The sequence below is a fragment of the Limosilactobacillus viscerum genome (assembly GCF_947387525.1).
GTDB lineage: Bacteria > Bacillota > Bacilli > Lactobacillales > Lactobacillaceae > Limosilactobacillus > Limosilactobacillus viscerum.
On the sequence record NZ_CANDNW010000001.1, the window covers coordinates 154,779 to 175,812 of the forward strand.

Here is a 21,034-nt window from a genome sequence, read left to right on the forward strand (position 1 = left end):
ATATCACAATCACAAGTCAAATTCCGTTATTAGCCCATCTCAGCCAATTCGACTTTCTTGAACCGTTTTTATCAAAATTGGCCTAAAACGGCTCATTTCGCAAATAAACTAATTTCACTAAATTTAAGCAAGTAAAAAAGCCCCCGACCATCAAAAATGGCGGGAGCCTGTTTTACCTTTTTCACTAATTTGTTAATTTAGAAGGTCCGAACCGGTGTAATTAAGTGGACAAAGTTTTCCTTGTCTTCAGTTGGCACCAGGGTAAATGGCCGCAGTGGTGAAGTAAAGGAGATCTTGATTGTCGCCTGGCCAAAGGACCGGAGTGCATCCTTCATGTAGTTAGGATTGAAGGAAATTTCAAGGTCTTGTCCTTCAAGAGCAGAGGTTGCGACCTCTTCTTCAACCGTCCCGATGTCAGGGGAATCACTGCTAATTTGAACCCGGTTAGAACCTGGCTGCAGCGTTAACTTAACAACGTCATTCCGACTTTCATGTGAAAGCAGGGAAGCACGTTCAATTGATGACAGGAAGGTCCCAGCATCCAGTTCAACTGTCGTATCAGCAGTCGTTGGGATCAGCTGACTTGTTTCTGGGTAGTTACCTTCTAGTAGACGGGAGTAGAAGTGCGTGTTGCCGAAAATGAACAGAACCTGGTTTTCGCTAACTTGTACCTTCACATCTTCGTCAACGTCGCTAATCATTCCGGATAATTCATCCAAACTCTTACCAGGAATAATAATGTCAAAGCTGATATTACTATCAACATTTTCCAACGTAACTTTCCGTTGTGCTAAACGGTGGCTGTCAGTTGCAACGGCTGTCAGCAAGCCATCTTGCAGGGTGAAGTGAACACCAGCCAGGATCGGCCGACTTTCTTGCTTAGACACCGCAATTACTGTTTGGCGGATAACTTCCTTTAGCACATCATTTGGCAGGGTAATTGTGTTATCAGTTTCAATTTCTGGAAGGTGAGGGAAGTTGCCTGCATCTTGACCATTAATTTGGAACTTAGCGGTCCCAGACGTAATATCGGCTTGGAAGCCATTTGTAACTTCAATAGTTACTTGCTTATCTGGTAGCTTCTTAACAATTTCACTGAAGAAACGAGCAGGCAACACAATGGCACCTGGTTCCTTAACTGTTAAAGCGTAGTCCTCATTACTAGCATCAATTACGCTTTCAATAGTGATGTCAGAATTACTACCAGTAAGGGTGATCTTATCTTGGTCAACCACCATTTTTAGTCCAGTTAGGATTGGAATAGTAGTCTTGGATGAAATTGCCCGTAAGACATTGTTCAATTGGCTAATGAATGCAGATCGATTGATTGTGAAATTCATAGAATTGCACTCCTTTTTGCTTTTATATATAAATATATTTTATAGTTTAAAAATAGTAGTAGTAATAGGGCCTGTTAAACTTGTGGAAAAGTCGTTTAACCCTGTTATGCTAAAGAATTCTGCTTGTGGATAACTTGTTGATAACTTCAGGGATAAGTAGGGCACTTATCCACAGCTAACCATTGAGCTGGTCCTTTAGCTTGTGAATGTCCTGTTGCAGTTGTGAATCTTCCTTAATGGAAGCCTCGATTTTATCAATAGCGTGAAGAACGGTTGTATGGTCCTTACCGCCGAATTCCTTCCCAATTTTTGGTAGGGAGTAATCGGTTAGTTCACGGGTAAGGTACATCGCGATTTGGCGTGGTACCACGATTTGCTTAACCCGCTTCTTCCCCATAATATCGGTCTGGGTGATGTTATAGAAAGAAGCAACCTGCTTTTGGATATCTTCAACTGTGATTTGCCGCTTGGTAGAGTGGCGGAAATCTTTCAATGCTTGTGATGCAAGGTGTGGCGTAATAATTTCATTGCTTAAGTCGGCGTAGACTTGCACCTTGGTCAAGGCACCTTCAAGTTCACGAACATTGGTATCGATCTGACCAGCAATGTAGTTTAGCGTGTCATTGCCAATATCAATATGATCTTCTTCAACCTTACTACGCAGGATCGCGATCCGTGTTTCGAGGTCTGGAGGGGTAATTTCTACTGGCATTCCCCACATAAATCGTGAAACGAGCCGGTCCTGTAATTCAGGGATTTCCCGTGGCATCCGGTCACTGGTAAGCACGATTTGTTTTTGCTGGTCGTAAAGGGTGTTAAAGGTATTGAAGAATTCAATTTGGGTCCCTTCTTTGTCGGCGAGGAATTGAATATCATCAATTAATAGTAGGTCAAGGTTACGGTACTCTTCACGGAACTGTTCGGTAGTCCGTTTTTGAATCGAATTGATGAAGTCGTTAGTAAATTCTTCACTAGTAACGTACTTTACCCGGGCATTCTTGTTGATTTTAAGCATGTAGTTACCGATTGCTTCCATTAAGTGGGTCTTACCGAGTCCCACTCCACCATAAATGAAGAGGGGGTTCATGTAACCCGGGCGTTCAGCCGCATTGAGGGCCGCCGCATGGGCAATCTTGTTGCCATCACCAACAACGAATGTTTCAAAGTTATAGTACGGGTTTAATGGAATGTTAGAAGTTGGTGCAGTAGTAGGTTTGGGGGGTTGCGATTGTGTCTTTTCTCCCGTTAAAACATAAATAGGCTCAACCGGGCGGCCCAGTTCGCGCTGGACGTACTCTTTGAGCTTTTCAGTTAAATTCTTATTCCAGAAATCGCGATGCATTGGCGTCGGAAGTTCAATTTCTAGACGTGTTTGCGAGAGAGAAATCGGTTTTGCCGGAGCAATAAAATTGTCAAAAGTCACCTGGCCGGTGTATTGACGAAAAGAATTTTGGATCGCTTCCCACAGAGAATCGAGCTCAGTCAAAATAATTCCTCCTAGGTTATATATAAGTCCAACCGGTATTTTATCATTCTCCTAAAAAGTTTTCCACAGGTTAGTGGACGAGTGAAAAAAATTTACACAACTCTGTGTGTAAATTTGCAGATCGGGTGTGGAAACGGTGGAATCTTGTAAAAACCAATGACTAATGAACAAGTACCTGTGGATAACTAAAAGCTGTTATAGCAGTGTTTAATCAGGTTTTACACAGGTAATCACAGGCCTGTGGATAACTTTGATCACAGGGTGTGATTATGGGGATGGAGCAGGAAAAAGCCTGTGGATTAGGTGGCGGTGATTAGGTGATTTACACAACGCTGTGGATTATTTCGCACTTTCTGTGGATAACTAAAAAGTTTAAATATTTTTTTGCCGTTTAATAATCGTAAAAAGTATGTTATACTTCCAAAGTATGTTTGAAGAAAGAAAAGAAACAAACCCATTGAAAAAATAGGAGGTGCAACCGCATGAAGCGCACGTTTCAACCAAAGAAGCGTCACCGTGCACGTGTCCATGGCTTCCGTAAGCGCATGAGCACCAGCAATGGCCGTAAGGTATTAGCACGTCGGCGTCAAAAGGGCAGAAAAGTATTATCTGCATAACCACGGCCACTGTTACAGTGGCTTTTTTTATTGTATAGGGCGGGCAAGCAATTCAGCGAACAACGATCGTTGGCGTTGTTGTTTGCCTACCCTTTTTTCATATTTAGAGTAAGGCTGGAGATAAGACATCATGAGAAAGTCATACCGAGTAAAAAAGGAAAGTGAATTTCAACGGGTCTTCGAAACCCATAATTCCGTTGCCAACCATAAATTCATTATTTATCAAATGGCTAAGCCGGGGCAGAAGCATTTCCGGGTTGGTATTTCGGTTGGTAAAAAGATTGGTAACGCGGTTCACCGTAATTGGGTGAAGCGGCGGATCCGACAAACCCTCCTCGAAGTCAAACCTCAGCTACGGTCAGACGTTGACTTTTTGGTGATTGCCCGGCCGGCAGCTGATGGCCTTGAGATGGCAGAAACAAAAAAGAACTTGGTTCACGCCTTAAAGCTAGCCAAGTTAATCAAGTAAAAAGTGAGGAACAATAGCGTGAAAAAGAAGAAAAAAGCCCTGAGCTTGGCAGCGATCGCCAGTCTGACGATGTTGCTGGCTGCTTGTTCCAATAAACCAGTTACGAGTCATAGTACCGGTTTTTGGGACCACTACATTGTCTATAACTTCTCGCAATTCATTATTTGGCTCTCAAATCACACCGGTGGTTACGGGATGGGGATCATTATCTTTACGATCATCATCCGGGTATTGTTATTGCCACTGATGTTCTACCAAACGAAGTCAATGATGCGGATGCAAGAATTGACCCCGCAATTAAAGGCAATTCAAAATAAGTACTCATCACGGGACCGCGATTCCATGATGAAGATGCAGGAAGAAACCCAGAAGATTTACAAGGAAGCTGGCGTTCACCCAATGGCTTCCATGTTGCCACTGATCATCCAGTTGCCAATCATGTGGGCCCTGTACCAAGCTATTTGGCGGACTCCTGAATTGCGGCACGGGACTTTCTTATGGCTGCAATTAGGGCACACCGACCCCTACTATGTAATGCCAATCTTGGCGGCCGTCTTTACCTTTATTAGTTCATGGCTGTCAATGGCATCAATGCCAGAGAAAAACAGTATGTCAACGGCGATGACGTGGTTCATGCCGATCATGGTCTTCTTCATGGCGCTTGGCTTCTCATCTGCCATCACCCTTTACTGGGTAGTATCCAACGCGTTCCAGGTTGTTCAAACCCTTTTGATCCAGAATCCATTTAAGATTCGGCGCGAACGGGAGGCAAAGCAAAAGGCAGCCAAAGCGCGGAAACGTAAGCTGGAAAAGGCTAAGCGGCGTGCTTACCAAAGCAAGCGTAAGTAAAATTAATATTGTAAATAGGGCTTTGACGGGAACGTCATGGCCTTTTTTTGTTTATAATGGACAGTAAAGATTAATTTGTGGAGGAAATGTCTATGGTAGTTTTTACGGGAAAAACAATTAAGGATGCCATCCTAAAGGCGAGTCATTCCTTACATAAACCAGAAGACGGACTTAAAGTGGAAATAATCGACCAGCCTCGTCATGGCTTTCTTGGCATTGGCCGGCGCCCGGCGAAAATTGAAGCAACGGTTAAGCCGCCTCTTGCAGAGCAAACGCCAATGAAGGCGACTGCAACGACCAAGGCTGCGATGTCATCGCAAAAGGCAAAGCCAAAGGTGGTAAAAGAACAGGCGCCAGTAAGCAAGGATGTCGTCGTACCAACAAATGAAAATGGGATGGGGGATGAAGAGGACCCGGCAGTAATTGCGGCCCGGCATGAGGCCAATGTCCGCCATACTCGTAATGCTGGTCAGCAACTAACCAGCTACCTTAAAAAGGTCTTCCACACTTTAGGCATTAAAGCTAATCCTGAAATTACCAAGGTTGAGGCCCATGCGATTGAAATCGACATTAAGACGCCTAATTCTGGCCGGGTAATTGGCCACCACGGCCGGCGGATTAATGCGATGGAGCAAATTAGTGCCGCCTTTATGAATTACCATGGTTCACCGAAGACGACCGTGATTTTGGATACTTCAAATTACCGTCAACGGCGGCGGGAGGCACTACACGAAATTGCGGAACGGTCCGTGACGGAAGTAGTTGCTAGTGGACAGGCAGTTTACCTGGATCCGATGCCGGCACGTGAACGGAAACAGCTTCATAAGGAGTTGGAAAATAATGGCCATGTACGGACATATTCCCACGGCCGTGAGCCTTACCGGAGCGTTGTAATTGCGCCAAAAGATTAGTAATAAAGTTGACAATTGGCGGTTAAGAACCTAAAATATGGGCGATATCAAAATTGAGTTGTTAAAGTAGTGAAAGTGCTTTGACCATGTTTGCAGTAGCTGACGTGGACTAGCACTTTTTTTATTGAAAGGAGCATCGACTAGTGGCGAATAGTGAAAATGACACCATTGCGGCAATTTCTACCCCAGTAGGTGAAGGGGGCATTTCGATTATCCGGATTAGTGGTGAAGATGCACTTCCGGTTGCTGAAAAGATTTATAAGGGTAAAAACCTAGAAAAAGTAGCTAGTCACACCATCAACTACGGGCACATTATTGATCCTGATAATGGTGAAGAAGTAGATGAGGTGATGGTTTCTGTTATGCGGGCACCTCATACCTATACCTGTGAGGACGTGGTTGAAATCAACTGCCACGGGGGATTGCTGGCAACCAACCGGATCCTTCAATTAGTACTAAGTTATGGTGCCCGGATGGCCGAACCAGGTGAATTCACTAAGCGGGCATTTTTGAATGGGCGGATTGACCTGTCACAGTCTGAAGCGGTAATGGACTTAATCCGGGCCAAGACTGACAAGTCAATGAAGGTGGCATTAAACCAACTAGATGGGGACCTCTCCCGTCTAATCCGGCACCTGCGAAAGGATATCCTTGATGTCTTAGCCCAGGTAGAAGTTAATATTGATTACCCTGAGTATGACGCGGTTGAAGAAATGACCACGAAGATGCTGAAGGAAAAGGCGGTTGATATCCAACAGCGGATTCAAGCCCTTTTGAAGACAGCTAAGCAGGGGAAGGTCTTACGAGAAGGCTTGGCAACCGCAATTATTGGTCGGCCTAACGTCGGTAAGTCGAGTCTGCTGAACTCACTTCTGCATGAAGATAAGGCGATTGTCACTGACGTTGCCGGAACTACCCGGGATGTGATTGAAGAATACGTCAATGTTAACGGGGTTCCACTGAAGCTGATCGATACTGCCGGAATTCGTGATACCAATGATACAGTTGAAAAGATTGGGGTAGAGCGGAGTAAAAAGGCCCTCGATGCGGCGGACTTAATTCTCTTATTAATCGACAATTCTGCACCACTAACCGATGAGGATCGCGACTTATTAAATGCCACAAAAGGTAAGCAGCGGATCGTCATCTTAAACAAAACCGACCTACCGATGAAGGTAGACTTAAATGAATTAAAGGAGCTGGTTGACGGGGATGCGTTGATTGAGACCTCCATTGTTAAGCATGAAGGGATGGACCAACTCGGTGAACGAATTAGTAAGATGTTCTTTGATGAGGGGATTGAAAGCAGTCAAAACAATGTGATGGTTACCAACGCCCGTCACATTGGCCTCCTCCACCAAGCTAATGATGCTCTGTCTGACGTGTTAAAAGGAATTAACGATGGGATGCCGGTGGACCTAGTCCAAATCGACATGACCCGGTGCTGGGACCTTTTGGGAGAAATTACTGGTGACTCATACCAAGACGAGCTCCTCGACCAATTATTTAGCCAATTCTGTCTAGGAAAGTAGGGAAAATCGTGAAGTCAAGTGAATCATTAAAGACCTCAGACGCTGTCCAATACGAGGGCGGTGATTATGACGTAATCGTTGTTGGTGCTGGCCATGCTGGTTGTGAAGCGGCACTAGCAGCAGCCCGGATGGGTAATAAGACCCTCCTGGTAACAATTAGCTTGGAAATGGTAGCTTTCATGCCATGCAACCCATCTGTTGGTGGTCCAGCAAAGGGGATCGTTGTCCGTGAAATCGATGCCCTCGGTGGCGAAATGGGACATAACATTGATAAGACTTACATCCAGATGCGGATGCTAAACACTGGTAAGGGTCCCGCCGTCCGTGCATTACGGGCTCAGGCCGACAAACATGCCTACCACCGGCAAATGAAGTTAACAATTGAACGGGAACCAAACTTAACCCTCCGTCAGGGAACCGTTGACCAATTGATTGTTGAAGACGGTGTCTGCAAGGGAGTCATCACTAATACTGGTGCCCGTTACCATGCTAAGACGGTTGTCCTGACCGTTGGTACCGCAGCCCGGGGCAAGATTATCATTGGTGAATTACAGTATCAATCTGGCCCAAATAACTCCAAATCAGCGGTTAAGTTGTCCGAAAATCTGGAGGAGCTGGGCTTTGACCTGGAACGGTTTAAGACCGGTACACCACCACGGGTTAATGGGAACACAATTAACTTTGATGAAACTGAGGAGCAGCCAGGGGATGAAGAAGTTCACCACTTTAGTTTTGATACTCCCGACAGTAAGTACATCTCGGTAACTGACCAGTTAGCATGCTGGCTGACTTACACCAACCAGGGCACCCACAGCATTATCCGGGCTAACCTGGACCGGGCACCGATGTTCTCCGGAATTATCAAGGGGGTTGGCCCTCGTTACTGCCCATCAATTGAAGATAAGATTGTTCGCTTTGCTGATAAGCCGCGTCACCAGGTCTTCTTGGAACCAGAAGGCCGGGACACCGACGAATACTACCTGGATGGTGTTTCCACTTCCATGCCGGAAGAGGTTCAGCAAAAGATTGTGCACTCAATTAAGGGGCTGGAAAAGGCCGAAATGATGCGGCCAGGTTATGCAATTGAATACGATGTGGTGGCACCGTACCAACTCCACCCGACGCTTGAGACTAAGATTGTTAAGAATCTTTACACTGCTGGTCAGACTAACGGGAGTTCCGGTTATGAAGAAGCTGCTGGGCAGGGACTAATTGCCGGAATCAACGCCGGTCTTCGTGCCCAGGGCAAGGGACCATTTGTTTTGGGACGGTCCGATGCTTACATTGGTGTGATGATCGATGACTTAGTTACTAAGGGGACTAAGGAACCTTACCGTCTCTTAACCAGTCGAGCTGAATACCGGTTGATTCTTCGTCACGATAACGCTGACCTGCGTTTGATGGAAAAGGGTCATGATGTTGGCCTAGTTAGTGACGAACGTCTTGCAAAGATGGAAGATAAGAAGGCTAAGATTGCGGCTGAGATTAAGCGGTTAAAGTCACTCAAGCTCAAGCCAAGTGACCAGGCAGTTAATGACTTTATTGAGGAAAATGGTGACAACCGGCTGAAAGATGCAATTACCGCAGCCGACTTTATTAAGCGGCCATATGTTGACTACCAAACCCTTTTGAAGTTTATTCCGGCGCCAGCTGAAGAGTTGGACCGTCACGTGATTGAGCAAGTTGAGATTCAACTCAAATATGCGGGCTACATCAAGAAGGAAGAACAAAAGGTTGAACGGATGAAGCGGATGGAAGCCAAGCGGATTCCGGACGATATTGATTATGAAGATATCGATGGCCTAGCAACTGAAGGGCGGCAAAAGCTTGAAGAGATCCGTCCAGAAACGTTAGCTCAAGCTTCACGGATCAGTGGGGTAAATCCGGCTGACCTGGCAATCTTGAGTGTCTACATTCGGCAAGGGAAATTCTCGAAGAAGGATCATAAATAATATTTCCCGGGAAATATAAAATAATAGGGTCGAGGAGAAAGCATTTCTTCCCAGCCTTTTTTAATATCTTCTTAAAGATAAGAGTTCCTTTAGTGAAAATTAGTGTGATATGTTATAATTTAGGTTCAAGTTTTATTATTACGGTTAAAAATTTAGGGAAAGAAGAGGAACTTTGCAATGTGTGGAATTGTTGCGTTTGTTGATAACGAAAAACCACAATTAAAAGATACTTTAATTAAAAAAATGAAAGAACGGATTATCCACCGGGGCCCTGATGCAGAAGGCCAATACGTGGATGATGACGTTGCCCTTGGGTTCCGGCGGCTGAGCTTTGTCGACGTTAAGTCCGGTAACCAACCAATTTTCAATGAAGATAATTCCAAGATCATTGAATTTAATGGTGAAATCTACAACTTTGAAGAGTTGCGGGCCGAATTAATTGAAAAAGGCCACACCTTTACCACTCACGCTGATACAGAAGTTATCCTGCATGGTTACGAAGAATGGGGTAAGGATGTCTTGCAAAAGCTCCGGGGAATGTTTGCCTTCATTATTTGGGATACCAAGAAGAAGGAAATGTTTGGTGCCCGGGACCACTTCGGAATTAAGCCATTGTACTACGCCAAGATGAATGGGACCTTCTTTGTCGGTTCTGAAATCAAGGCTTTCTTGGATCACCCGAACTTCGAAAAGAAGTTAAACAAGGAAGCGCTGAAGCCGTACATGACTTTCCAGTATAACGTTACCCAGGAAACCTTCTTTAAGGGAGTTTTCCGTTTGCCAGAAGCCCACTACTTTACTTACAAGGATGGCCAGTTTGACATGGAACAATACTGGGACGAAGACTTTGAACCAGAAAATGAAAGCTTTGATGAAGCCGTTGATAAGATTGATAAGGTCGTTGACAACTCCGTTAAGGCCCACACCTATGCTGATAACGGAATTAAGGTCGGCTCATTCCTGTCCGCCGGGGTTGACTCTAGTTTAGTTACTGCACTGATGCGGCCAAATAACACCTTCTCAATCGGCTTTGACAGTACCTACGATGAAACTAAGCAAGCTCGTGAACTGGCTGCTAAGTTGGACCTGAAGAACACTGATAAGAAACTGACCAATGAGGAAGCCTTCCACGCCTTCCCATTGATTCAATACTACCTGGATGAACCAGACTCCAACCCATCCGTTGTTCCCTTGTACTTCTTAAACAAGCTGGCTAAGGATAACGGCTACAAGGCGCTCCTGTCTGGTGAAGGGGCTGATGAACTGTTCGCTGGCTACACGGCTTATGGTTTCAACACTAAGATTAAGTTTATCCGGTGGGTGACCGACCAATTGAAGAAGATGCCACGGGAGAAGCGGTACAAGTTTGGCCAATGGCTGGAAGGCAAGCACTTCCATGGGTCTGAACACCTCTACCGGAATTTGGCACCAGCTCGTGATACCTTTATTGGCCAGGCTTACATCTTTAGTCCAGAAGAAGCGGCTGACTACCTGAAGCCAGAATTTGATTGTGGGCCAACGATTACCGACTTATTGAAGCCACTTTATGATAAGTACGAAGGCACGGACGTTGATGACGTTGCCCGGAAGCAATACGTTGACCTTCACCGCTTCATGCCTGGTGATATTTGCCTGAAAGCCGATAAGATGAGTATGGCTAACTCGGTCGAAATCCGGGTACCACTGCTTGATAAGGAAGTAATGAAGGTAGCTGAAACGACGCCAACTAAGTACCTCTTTAACTACAAGGGGACTAAGTGGGCCTTCCGGATGGCTGCCAACCGTCACCTGCCAGAAGAATGGGCTACCCGGCCAAAGCTTGGTTTCCCAACCCCAGTTCGGGCATGGCTACGGGAAAAGAAGTACTACCAAGAAGTTCGCGACTTGTTTGCCCAGGACTTCGTGAAGGAATTCTTTGACCAAGATAAGCTGTTGAAGTTAGCTGATGACAACTTTGAAGGCAAGGTCGACGGTCGTCGGAAGATTTGGACAGTCTACACCTTCTTAATTTGGTACAAGTTGTACTTTATCGATGACTTCAAGATTGATGAATCAGGAATTGATAAGGCGAAGGCAACTGCTGCTGAAGCTTAATAATATTGGACCGTGGCAGTTACTGTCACGGCCTTTTTTATTACATGTTCACTTTTATAGCAAAAAATGAAATAATAGAGTTTTAAGAGAGAAAATCAAGAGGGGTCAATAACACATGGAATTGCATGTTACGCCTGCACTAACGTTATTGCGCGAGCACCATTTACTGGATCATACTAATAATTTAACCGACTTCACGGCAACCAAGGTATCCTACGATTCACGAAAGGTTGAACCGGGAACGCTTTTCTTTTGCAAGGGAAACTTTTTGCCAAAATACTTAACAATGGCAAAGGAAAAGGGCGCGATTGCCTACGTGGCCGAACAAGAATACCCGGAAGGCAGTGACTTGCCCGCAATTATTGTTAAAAATGAGCAAAAGGCAATGGCGCTACTCGGCGCGGCCTTTTATGGCTTCCCGCAAAATGAATTGACAATCACTGCCATTACGGGAACGAAGGGAAAAACAACGACAGCCTACTTTGCTGACCACGTTTTGGAACATGCTACCGACAAACACGTAGCCTTATTTTCAACCCTTGACCGGGTACTGGGTAATGGGCCAACTGACCGTTTTAAGTCAGACTTAACGACCCCGGAATCACTGGACCTCTTCCATGATATGCGGGCCGCCGTTGATAACGGGATGACCCACTTAGTAATGGAGGTTTCCTCCCAGGCTTATAAGAAGAACCGGACTTACGGCTTGCACTTTGACGTTGGGATTTTCTTGAATATTACGCCTGACCATATTGGACGAAACGAACACCCTACCTTTGCGGACTACCTCCACTGTAAGGAACAGCTCCTGGTCAATTCGCAAACCTGTATTATTAATGCGGAAACTGATCACTTTGCTGATGTATACTACACTGCTAAGGCGACGACACAACCGGAGAATATTTATCTCTTTGCCCGTCATGGTGCAAAGGTTGATTTACCTGCGGGGGTTACGCTTGATTTTGAATACCGTAACGACCTCGAAGACTTGCATGAAAGTGAGTTTGAACTGGTTGCTTGCTCCGAAAAAGCGGACAGGCTAAACCTTCATCAGCGGTATACGACCAGCGTTCCTGGCGATTATAACGAAGGAAATGCGGTTGCGGCCATTATTTCGACCGCACTTGCTGGCGCAACGGCAGAAGATGCATTAGCAACTTTGGACCATGTTCATATTCGTGGCCGGATGGAAATGCAAAAAACGAAGCAACATGGTACTATCTATATTGACTACGCACATAATTACGCTAGCTTGAAGCGGCTATTGGCCTTCCTCAAGCGGCAAACCGCTGCGGGTAAAGTTACGGTGGTTCTTGGTGCGACGGGCGATAAGGGGATTTCCCGGCGGCAAGGCTTTGGTAAGGCACTTTCTGAAGAGCATCCAGACCGGATAATTTTAACAACTGATGACCCCGGTTTTGAGGATCCAATGAATATTGCCCGGGAAATAAATTCCCATATCGACCATGCACAGGTTGGTGAAATCCAATACATCATGGACCGTGAAAAGGCGATTAAAGCAGCCATTGATGCTAGTGGTAGTGATGATATTGTAGTCCTTGCTGGTAAGGGTGAAGACCCATACCAGAAGATTAAGGGTGTTGATACGCCATACGCAACGGATAGTAAAATTGCAGCTGATTACATTCAGGAAATTGAAAAGTAACTAATTAAGTGAGGCGCAAATATGAAAGCATTTCGGGAAACGATGAGTTGGATTGTTCCAATTGTCATTGGTCTGTTGATTGCACTGCTGATTAAACAGTTTGTATTTCAAATCGTCCGGGTTGATGGGCCATCAATGGAACCCAACCTGGTAAACAATGAACGGGTCTTTTGCCTAAAGACAGCTAAGATCCACCACGGTAGCGTGGTTATCTTTGATGCTAATGGGGTTGACCCCCAAGTAGCCCAAAAGACTGACTATGTTAAGCGGGTAATTGGATTACCTGGTGACAAGGTTCGGTCTGACAATGGAAATATTTATGTTAATGGTAAGAAGATCAACCAAAGCTACATCAGTATGGACCAACGAAAGGCGGGAACTGGTAACTGGACGCTGAAGAGTGTGTCCGTTCAAAATAGCTGGTTGAAGCATAATGGAACAACCACGGTACCAAAGGGCGAGTACTTTGTTCTTGGGGACCACCGGAGTGTTTCAAATGATGGTCGTTACTGGGGCTTTGTACCAAAGAGTAAGATTGATGGGGTAGTAAAGGTGCCATCATGGACTGGGACAAAGACGACCCGGCAAAATGTTAACAAAGAGTGGCAACACTTTTATGATAAATAGTTGAATAATAAGGCTAAGAGGGAGCACGACAGAAGGTATCTTCTGGGAGCCCCTATGAGCACAAATGAGGTCCAAAGTTCGGTCTTGCCGGGCGCTGGACCTCATTTGTTTTAAAAATTAAAACCGTTGCCCCAGGATTCTACCTAGGTTTCATTAATTCTTTACGAAATAAAGGAGTAAAGTTCGTTATAATTAAAGCCGAAAAGGGGATGGCAAAATGACTAAAACTGACCAATTAGTGGACAAATTAGTCCGCTTTCGGCAATTATCTTTTATTCAAATAGCTCAGCGGACAATGGTTACCTTGTTTCCAATCGCCCTAATTGGCTGTATTGCAGGAGTCATTAGCTACGTCTTCTTATCCCCTAGTGGTTTCCTGGGGAGCGTCCTCTACATTAAACGGTGGCTACCCACTTACCGTTTCTGGCGGGCAATTTCAAATGATATTAGTGTCGTCACGGTTGGCTTCCTGGCACCTTATGCTGCATATACCAGTGCCCAGTTGACAACCCGCTTGCATCGTGGCGAGATTCCTTCAGCAGGCATCACTGCAATGGCTTGCTACGTCCTAGTCTTTTATCATGGGGTCCGTCAGAATGGTAGTGTGATCGATATGCGCTATTATACGGCAAATTGGTTTATTGTTGGGGTGGTAATTGGCTACCTCGTTGGCCTGGTCTTTGTCCGCTTCGGTCAGCAGACCACCATCAATGACTTCCAACTTAAGAGTAATGATATTTTAAAGAGCGCTTTTTCAAACATGAAGCCAATTTTACTTGCGCTAACGGTAGCCTTCATCTTTCATTTTAGTTATGCGGTAATCCGCTACTTGGGGATCGACATGGCAATTAACCAGGGAATCGTTGAAGTGTTAAATAACCACAGTAACTACGCCTTAACCATGTTAATTTCATTATTGGCAACCATCCTTACTTGGCTTGGCTTTGCAGAGTCATTGAGTATTTCAAACGAGATGTTTCGGTCGGAACTCTTTGCTAACCTCAATTACGCCCTGACCCATAAGAGTAACGTACATGTGCCATACCCATTTACGCCCGCGGCACTATATAACGGTTTTGGCCAGTTTGGTGGTGTCGGTGTTGCCCTGGCACTGTTAATTGCGATTATTTGGGTCAACCATCACCGAAACCAACGGGCCGTTGCGAAGGCTAGCGCATTACCAGTGTTTTTCAACACCAATTTACCGCTAATGCTGGGAGCTGTAGTCATGCTCAACCCGCTTTACCTCCTGCCGTTCGTTTTGCTGCCGATCTTTAACATGCTGGTGGCTAGTGGATTAATCATGCTCCATATTCTGCCGCCACTGGTTTACCCGGTACCGGTGGGGACTCCGGGTATCTTAGCGCCACTAATTGGAACCGGTGGCGACTGGTGGGCACTAGTTTGGGCAGTCCTGTTGCTAATTGTTGATGTGCTTGCCTATATCCCGTTTGTTAAAATTGCGGACCGGGTAGAAGACTGGCTCCAGGGTCAACGAAAGGTGGGTGAACCACATGCAAGAGATTAAACGGCGCCGGCGTTGGTTAGTGGTTAGCCTGACATGCGCGATTATTATCCTTGGTATTTTAGCGGGCCACTGGACGGACCATAATGTTGAATTGATGGAGAACCGGCAACGGTCGACAATGTCACCAGTAATTATGATTCCCGGTTCAAGCGCCACGGTTAACCGCTTTGACCCGTTAGTTCGGAAATTAAATAAGGTGGACCACCAGAACCACAGTTTGCTCAAAGTGAAAGTTTATAACAATGGCAAAATTACTTATACCGGGCGGATACGACCTCGTGACCGTGAACCCTTCATCGTGGTTGGCTTTCAAAATAACCATGATGGCTATAACAATATTAAGCTCCAAGCGCAGATGTTCAATAAGGCCTTTAACCAGCTAAAGAGCCGGTATGCCTTTAATAACTTTAAGGGGATTGGTCACTCTAACGGGGGCCTGGTTTACACCTACTTTCTTGAGCACTACTTTCATGAACGCCAGATCCGGATTACCCGCTTGTTAACGATTGCGAGTCCGTATAACTTTGCGGAACCGACTAACCGGAAAACGGAGATGTTGAGTGATTTTGAAAGGTACCGGGATAATCTGCCAAAGAATTTAACTGTCTATTCTGTCGCCGGGTCAGAAAATTATATTGAAGATGGGCTGGTTCCAGTTTCAAGTGTTGAAGCGGGTAAGTATATTTATCAAGGAAACGTTAAACATTACACCCAGATCACAATTACTGGTAAATTGGCCCAGCATTCGGCCCTCCCGCAAAATAAGCAGGTAATTGATATTATCCAGCGTTATATCTTAAATCGTCCTCAGCAGCCCCAGCAGCGGCCAAATACAGCGGGTGAAAATGATGAGTAAAACGAAAAAGTGATCTCCTTAATTATTGACGCAGGGATTTAGGCTCATAAATTAATGTGTAGTATTGAAAAGCATTAATTAAGGCCATTACCCGAAAACAATTAAGGAGGTCACTTTTAGTGCAGTTTTATAGTATGAATATCGATGATTTTATAATGTTACTTCACCTGCAACATCAGTATTGAAGAATTTAGCAATTTCATTTACGTTCATCCCCTGACCGAGGCCCCACATTAACTTGGTGATTGCACATTCTGAAGTCATATCATGGGCACTAATGGCACCTTCTAGCAATGCTTGCTTACCGACTTCATACTTGGTAAGGTCACTTCGTTCATATAGGCACTGGCTAGAAGCAATTACCGGGATTCCATTGCGGATTAGTTTGCCGACAGCGGCAACAAGGTTCCGCCGGATGAAGGTCATTCCTCCCAGACCATATGCTTCAATCACGATTCCCTGGCAGCCATTGTCAGCCATCGCGTGTAATAGGTTAGGATCAAAGCCGGGAAAGAGTTTGACCAGTGAAACGTTTGTATTAATTTTTGTATTTAGGTGGCACTGCCCGTTAACTGCGGGCTGTTCCCGCATAATCTGGAAGCCGTCTGAGGTTACCTGGGCAATTGGCGGAAAGTTTACGCTCTCAAAGGCATCAAAGGATGTTGTCCGCACCTTAACGCTCCGACATCCCCGCATGACTTTACGGTTAAATGCAAGGTAGACGCCGGGTTTGCACTTAGCAGCGGCGGTAAAAGCCAGGCTCATGTTGTCTGGCGCATCTGAGAGCGGAACGTTCATTGGTACCTGACTTCCGGTTAAGACGATGGGAATATTGATGTTTTGCAGCATGAACGTCAGCATTGAGGCGGTATAAGCCATCGTGTCTGTTCCATGTGAAACAACAATTCCGTCAAAATCATTCCGGTATTCATTGATCTTTTTAGCAATCAATTCCCACTCTTCTGGCTGGATATTGGAAGAATCCATTTCAAGGATATCCTTGACTGTTACGTTGAAGGGCATAGCGCCAAGCATTTTCAGCAGTTGTTCGCCTGATTCTCCTGGCTTTAGTCCTTCATTGGAGGCAACCGAAGCGATTGTTCCCCCAGTTGACAACAGTAATAAGTTCTTCGTCATAATGTCACCCACTTTCAAGTCTGTTTTTATTTTAGTAAGCATTTTCAGTAAAGACAAGACAATCATGTAAGAATGACCACTGAAAAGACTAGTAAGAAAGCTGGAAAATTTCAGATCCTAATGGAATGGGTGAGGAGCTGTTATTTCCGCGCTGTTCGCTTTTGATCTATATAGGTGAACTTATATCACAGCCCCGATAAAAAAGACTGAGAAGAGTTTTCCCAGTCTTTTTTATCAACTAAAGTTTTCGTCCGCATGCCGTCCGGTTAAGAAGTAGAACGGGATGGCGACGATTAAGGCACCAAAGCCCCAGATAAGGTTGGCACTAGGAGTGTTGAAGAGTAGCCAACCAGAAATTAGTAGGGCGATCACGGGGATAACGGGTCCCAGTGGAACCTTAAATGGCCGTGCCACATCCTTCTTGGTGTGACGGAAGACAATTACTGCTAGACAAGTAGGAATGTATTGAACGAACCGTGAGATGGCAGAAATCATTGCTAACTTGGAGAAGGTACCACTGTATGCTAACAGCAGGCCAATTACGGTTGAAATAATAATTGCGTTGTATGGTGCACCATAACGGTTCTTATTTGCGAGAAAACTTGGCATCATCTTGTGGTCAGCCAGGGCTTCACCAGAACGAGGGGTGATGAAGGAGGAGGCCACGGCAATCCCACCAATTGAAAGCAGGGTACCAACGCCAACTAATGCGCCACCCCAGGCACCAACCATCTTCGTCATTGCATCTTGGAGTGGGACGGTTGACTTAGTAAGGCCTGAGCCAAGAACTCCGATGCAAGCAACCATGACCAGAAGGTAGATAACGACAACGGTTGCCATGGAGATCATCAAGGCACGTGGCAGGTTCCGCTTGGCATTCTTCATTTCACCGGCTGCAACTACCAAACCTTCAAATCCAGTAAAGACGTAAAAGAGGGTCAAGGTTGCCTGGGCGAAGTTAGCGCTGCCGCTGTGACCGGGGGTGAAGAAGGGAGTGAAATTGGCAGGATGGAGGAAGAATAGACCAAGTACCGCCACCATGATAATTGGAATTAATTTACCAACCGTCACAATGTTATTAAGAACGGCGGTAACCCGGACCCCCGCAATATTTAGTCCCATCAGGAATAAGCCGATGATGGTTACAAGGATATTCTTGGCAAGGTTATTATTAAGTGCTGGGAACATCCCGCCCAGTGCAGTTGCAAAGCCAACGTACAAGGTTGCTTCAGCAATCATCCGAACGACCCAGGTCATGAAACCAACTTCGTAACCAATAAAGTTACCAAAGGCGCCCCGGGCATAAAGGTAGGGACCACCATTTTGTTTGTAAAGACCAGCACATTCTGCAAAACATAAGCCGATACAGAAAATTAGAAAACCATCGAAAAACAATGCTAGGATGCTGGCGGGACCGAATAATTTCATTCCCGAACTTGGTAGGAGGAAAATCCCACTGCCGATGATCCCGTTGATCCCAAAAAGAACAATACTACCAAAGCCAAGTTTATGGCTTTGGACATCTGCTTTGGCCATTTAAAAGCCCCCCTTTGATCCGGTCGATAAATGCAGTGAATAAGCGCTCTTGCTGTGGACTGCTTTGCCAGAGATTTTCTGGGTGCCACTGAACAGCTTGAATTGAAGCATCATCATTTTCGATTGCTTCAATTACACCATCAGGCGCTTGAGCAACGGCCTTTAGCGAAGGGGCTACCTCCTTAACTGCTTGGTGGTGGCGAGAGTTAACAAATGCTGTCGGGCCGAGATCCTTGCCTAGTTGGGAAGTAGGATCAATCTTAACTTCATGAGTTGGCAAGTCTCCCTTAGTTCGTTGTGAATGTTGGAGGAGTCCATCTCCTTTGTATTCACTTGGCAGGTCCTGGTAAATTGTTCCACCAAGGGCAGCATTGATTACCTGTGCACCCCGGCAAATGCCGAGTAATGGCAAGTGCTGTTCAGCGGCTGCCTTGACAATGGGAAATTCAAACGCATCACGTGGGGAATAGGTCGGCCCTAATTCAAGCGAAGGGTTCTCGTGAAGGAATTCAGCAGCAATATCATGGCCGCCAGGGATAATTAAACCGTCCAGGCCGGCTAAACTAGCTTTCGCAAGTTTACCAGGGAGGATTGGCAGGATTACAGGCACCACATCGTTTTTCACTAAAACATCAACTAATGGTTTAGGGGCAAAGTGTGCCAGCTTTAAATTAATAATCGGAGTTTCGGTTAAATTTACATCGGCAGTAATTCCTATCTTCATTTTCTAATCACTCTCTAATCGTTTTGTAATAACAGTAATAATTAAAACACTGGTGAAACGGTTAGTGCAAGAAGGAATCTTAGAAAACGCAGAATAATTACCTTTGATAATAGGAAGGTTAATAATTAAAGCTTGGCGCAAGGTGAATGATTAAGAAAAAATAGTATACGTTTGATCTATGCCCCCATTCCAATCAAGTAATTTTCAATGTTTACTTTTCTGGGTAATATATAGACAACGATTAAATGAATATACGAAAGGATGATTAAAAATGTCAAACGTAAACGTACCAACTGTTAAGTTAAACAACGGTGTTGAAATGCCAACCTTAGGATTCGGGGTCTTCCAAGTTCCTGACCTAAGCCAAGCAGAACAAGCAGTTACTGATGCCCTGGAAACTGGTTACCGCCTGATTGATACTGCCACCGCTTACCAAAACGAAGAAGCGGTTGGTAAGGCCATCAAGAACAGTTCAGTTAACCGGGAAGACGTTTTTGTAACTTCCAAGCTGTGGGTTTCTGACTTCAACTACAAGCGCGCAAAGGCCGGTATTGATGCTTCGCTGCAAAAGCTCGGTCTTGATTACATGGACTTGTACTTACTCCACCAACCATATGGTGACACGATGGGTGCATGGCGGGCATTAGAAGAAGCACAAAAGGAAGGTAAGATCCGTGCCATTGGTGTTTCTAACTTTTACGCTGACCAATTGAAGGACCTTGAACTGACGATGCCAGTTAAGCCAGCCGTTAATCAAATCGAAGTTAACCCTTGGTACCAACAAGACAGTGAAGTTAAGTTTGCCCAGGGTGAAGATATCCGGGTTGAAGCCTGGGCACCATTTGCTGAAGGTAAGCACCAAATCTTCTCCAACGAAACAATTGCCGCAATTGCTGACAAGTACGGCAAGAGCAATGGTCAAGTAATTCTTCGTTGGCTCCTTCAACGTGGCATTACTGTTATTCCAAAGTCCGTCCACCAAAACCGGATGGAAGAAAACATTGATGTCTTCGACTTTGAACTGAGCGACGATGACATGAAGGCAATGGCTAGTCTGGACAAGAAAGAAAGCCAATTCTTTGACCACCGTGACCCTGTTACCATTGAACAAATCTTTGGTTCCAGCTTGAAGACTGTCCAAGATAGCGAAAAGTAATTTCTTAACCCCTTATTTTAATTAATCTCCCAATAATAAATTCACACATAATAAGATCTCCTAAATAATAATTCTCCCTAAATATAATTAGTAATAAATAAGGAGCAAGGCAGAAGCCATAATGACTTTTGCTTTGCTCCTTATTTTTTTGGCACCCCGGAATGTCAATTTAAATTAGAAATTGGTCATCTGTAATATACTTCATGAATACTTCCAAAGGTGTTTGATAATTAAGTGATTTGCGTGGAATGTTATTACGGCGTGTCATAATTTGCTGGATTAATTCATCAGGTAGTGAGCGAAAATCCATGCCTTTCTTTAGTCCATCACGCCGAATAATACCATTATTGTTTTCGTTTAACCCCCGTTGATTGGGAGCACCAACTTCTGCAAAGTAGGCACTAATATCATGCTTATTAGCGATCTCACGCCATTCCGCAAACTCTTTACCATTATCAAATGTGATGGACTTAAAGGGGTGCCGTGGTATTTTGGCAAGCCATTGGTCAAGGTGAGTGTTAACACATTCGGCAGTACGATGATGAATGTTAAGA

Annotated in this window: 18 protein-coding genes; 12 read left to right on the plus strand and 6 right to left on the minus strand. The window is 45.0% G+C overall.

Features of this window, described 5'->3' with window-relative positions:
• Positions 1-197: 197 nt before the first annotated feature.
• A complete protein-coding gene (dnaN, locus tag QOS07_RS00710; RefSeq protein ID WP_283587098.1) occupies positions 198-1,340 on the minus strand; it encodes a DNA polymerase III subunit beta in 1,143 nt (380 codons plus the stop codon).
• 175 nt (positions 1,341-1,515) lie between these two features.
• On the minus strand, positions 1,516-2,826 hold the full coding sequence (gene dnaA, locus QOS07_RS00715; protein WP_283587099.1) for a chromosomal replication initiator protein DnaA: 1,311 nt from the start codon (positions 2,824-2,826) through the stop codon (positions 1,516-1,518).
• Between the two features lie 482 nt (positions 2,827-3,308).
• Between dnaA and rpmH the strand changes: the two genes are divergently transcribed.
• From rpmH to QOS07_RS00770, 11 genes are all read left to right on the plus strand, one after another.
• Positions 3,309-3,443, plus strand: coding sequence for a 50S ribosomal protein L34 (rpmH, locus tag QOS07_RS00720; RefSeq protein ID WP_003665227.1), 135 nt, complete (start codon positions 3,309-3,311; stop codon positions 3,441-3,443).
• 130 nt (positions 3,444-3,573) lie between these two features.
• A complete protein-coding gene (rnpA, locus tag QOS07_RS00725; RefSeq protein WP_283587100.1) occupies positions 3,574-3,912 on the plus strand; it encodes a ribonuclease P protein component in 339 nt (112 codons plus the stop codon).
• 69 nt (positions 3,913-3,981) lie between these two features.
• Entirely contained in the window at positions 3,982-4,761 is a 780-nt protein-coding gene (locus QOS07_RS00730; RefSeq protein WP_283587125.1) for a YidC/Oxa1 family membrane protein insertase, read from the plus strand.
• Positions 4,762-4,853: 92 nt separating this feature from the next.
• Positions 4,854-5,672 (plus strand): RNA-binding cell elongation regulator Jag/EloR, encoded by an 819-nt coding sequence (gene jag, locus QOS07_RS00735; protein ID WP_283587101.1) that lies wholly within the window; start codon positions 4,854-4,856, stop codon positions 5,670-5,672.
• Between the two features lie 143 nt (positions 5,673-5,815).
• Positions 5,816-7,204 carry a tRNA uridine-5-carboxymethylaminomethyl(34) synthesis GTPase MnmE gene (gene mnmE, locus QOS07_RS00740; RefSeq protein WP_283587102.1) on the plus strand — a complete coding sequence of 463 codons (1,389 nt, stop codon included), beginning with the start codon at positions 5,816-5,818 and terminating at the stop codon, positions 7,202-7,204.
• An 8-nt stretch (positions 7,205-7,212) separates the two neighbouring features.
• Positions 7,213-9,156, plus strand: a complete 1,944-nt coding sequence (mnmG, locus tag QOS07_RS00745) for a tRNA uridine-5-carboxymethylaminomethyl(34) synthesis enzyme MnmG (RefSeq protein ID WP_283587103.1) — start codon at positions 7,213-7,215, stop codon at positions 9,154-9,156.
• A gap of 177 nt (positions 9,157-9,333) precedes the next feature.
• Entirely contained in the window at positions 9,334-11,250 is a 1,917-nt protein-coding gene (gene asnB, locus QOS07_RS00750; protein ID WP_283587104.1) for an asparagine synthase (glutamine-hydrolyzing), read from the plus strand.
• 115 nt (positions 11,251-11,365) lie between these two features.
• Positions 11,366-12,916 carry a UDP-N-acetylmuramoyl-L-alanyl-D-glutamate--2,6-diaminopimelate ligase gene (locus QOS07_RS00755; RefSeq protein ID WP_283587105.1) on the plus strand — a complete coding sequence of 517 codons (1,551 nt, stop codon included), beginning with the start codon at positions 11,366-11,368 and terminating at the stop codon, positions 12,914-12,916.
• A gap of 21 nt (positions 12,917-12,937) precedes the next feature.
• Positions 12,938-13,543, plus strand: coding sequence for a signal peptidase I (lepB, locus tag QOS07_RS00760; protein WP_283587106.1), 606 nt, complete (start codon positions 12,938-12,940; stop codon positions 13,541-13,543).
• A gap of 217 nt (positions 13,544-13,760) precedes the next feature.
• A complete protein-coding gene (locus QOS07_RS00765; RefSeq protein ID WP_283587107.1) occupies positions 13,761-15,071 on the plus strand; it encodes a PTS transporter subunit EIIC in 1,311 nt (436 codons plus the stop codon).
• Positions 15,058-15,927 (plus strand): alpha/beta hydrolase, encoded by an 870-nt coding sequence (locus QOS07_RS00770; RefSeq protein ID WP_283587108.1) that lies wholly within the window; start codon positions 15,058-15,060, stop codon positions 15,925-15,927. The genes QOS07_RS00765 and QOS07_RS00770 overlap by 14 nt, the downstream gene beginning before the upstream one ends.
• 150 nt (positions 15,928-16,077) lie before the next feature.
• Here QOS07_RS00770 and QOS07_RS00775 read toward each other — a convergent pair whose 3' ends face one another.
• The 3 genes from QOS07_RS00775 to QOS07_RS00785 all read right to left on the minus strand — a co-directional run bounded on the left by QOS07_RS00775 (position 16,078) and on the right by QOS07_RS00785 (position 19,324).
• Positions 16,078-17,064 carry an asparaginase gene (locus QOS07_RS00775; RefSeq protein ID WP_283587109.1) on the minus strand — a complete coding sequence of 329 codons (987 nt, stop codon included), beginning with the start codon at positions 17,062-17,064 and terminating at the stop codon, positions 16,078-16,080.
• A gap of 234 nt (positions 17,065-17,298) precedes the next feature.
• Positions 17,299-18,600, minus strand: coding sequence for an APC family permease (locus tag QOS07_RS00780; RefSeq protein WP_283587110.1), 1,302 nt, complete (start codon positions 18,598-18,600; stop codon positions 17,299-17,301).
• A complete protein-coding gene (locus QOS07_RS00785; RefSeq protein ID WP_283587111.1) occupies positions 18,572-19,324 on the minus strand; it encodes a gamma-glutamyl-gamma-aminobutyrate hydrolase family protein in 753 nt (250 codons plus the stop codon). Before QOS07_RS00785 ends, QOS07_RS00780 begins: the two co-directional genes overlap by 29 nt.
• Before the next feature lie 271 nt (positions 19,325-19,595).
• On the opposite strand from QOS07_RS00785, the gene QOS07_RS00790 reads away from it, so the two are divergent.
• A complete protein-coding gene (locus tag QOS07_RS00790; protein ID WP_283587112.1) occupies positions 19,596-20,480 on the plus strand; it encodes an aldo/keto reductase in 885 nt (294 codons plus the stop codon).
• Positions 20,481-20,649: 169 nt separating this feature from the next.
• Here the strand turns inward: QOS07_RS00790 and QOS07_RS00795 are convergent.
• Positions 20,650-21,034, minus strand: a 385-nt coding sequence (locus tag QOS07_RS00795) for an IS30 family transposase (RefSeq protein WP_283587113.1), incomplete at its 5' end; no start/stop codon positions are given.

Coding starts and splice junctions, on each gene's coding strand:
- rpmH (WP_003665227.1), top strand. CDS start 3,309: ATGAAGCGCACGTTTCAACCAAAGAAGCGTCACCGTGCACGTGTCCAT.
- QOS07_RS00755 (WP_283587105.1), top strand. CDS start 11,366: ATGGAATTGCATGTTACGCCTGCACTAACGTTATTGCGCGAGCACCAT.
- QOS07_RS00770 (WP_283587108.1), top strand. CDS start 15,058: ATGCAAGAGATTAAACGGCGCCGGCGTTGGTTAGTGGTTAGCCTGACA.
- QOS07_RS00785 (WP_283587111.1), bottom strand. CDS start 19,324: ATGAAGATAGGAATTACTGCCGATGTAAATTTAACCGAAACTCCGATT.
- dnaN (WP_283587098.1), bottom strand. CDS start 1,340: ATGAATTTCACAATCAATCGATCTGCATTCATTAGCCAATTGAACAAT.
- QOS07_RS00790 (WP_283587112.1), top strand. CDS start 19,596: ATGTCAAACGTAAACGTACCAACTGTTAAGTTAAACAACGGTGTTGAA.
- QOS07_RS00775 (WP_283587109.1), bottom strand. CDS start 17,064: ATGACGAAGAACTTATTACTGTTGTCAACTGGGGGAACAATCGCTTCG.
- jag (WP_283587101.1), top strand. CDS start 4,854: ATGGTAGTTTTTACGGGAAAAACAATTAAGGATGCCATCCTAAAGGCG.
- QOS07_RS00765 (WP_283587107.1), top strand. CDS start 13,761: ATGACTAAAACTGACCAATTAGTGGACAAATTAGTCCGCTTTCGGCAA.
- rnpA (WP_283587100.1), top strand. CDS start 3,574: ATGAGAAAGTCATACCGAGTAAAAAAGGAAAGTGAATTTCAACGGGTC.
- asnB (WP_283587104.1), top strand. CDS start 9,334: ATGTGTGGAATTGTTGCGTTTGTTGATAACGAAAAACCACAATTAAAA.
- lepB (WP_283587106.1), top strand. CDS start 12,938: ATGAAAGCATTTCGGGAAACGATGAGTTGGATTGTTCCAATTGTCATT.
- QOS07_RS00730 (WP_283587125.1), top strand. CDS start 3,982: ATGTTGCTGGCTGCTTGTTCCAATAAACCAGTTACGAGTCATAGTACC.
- QOS07_RS00780 (WP_283587110.1), bottom strand. CDS start 18,600: ATGGCCAAAGCAGATGTCCAAAGCCATAAACTTGGCTTTGGTAGTATT.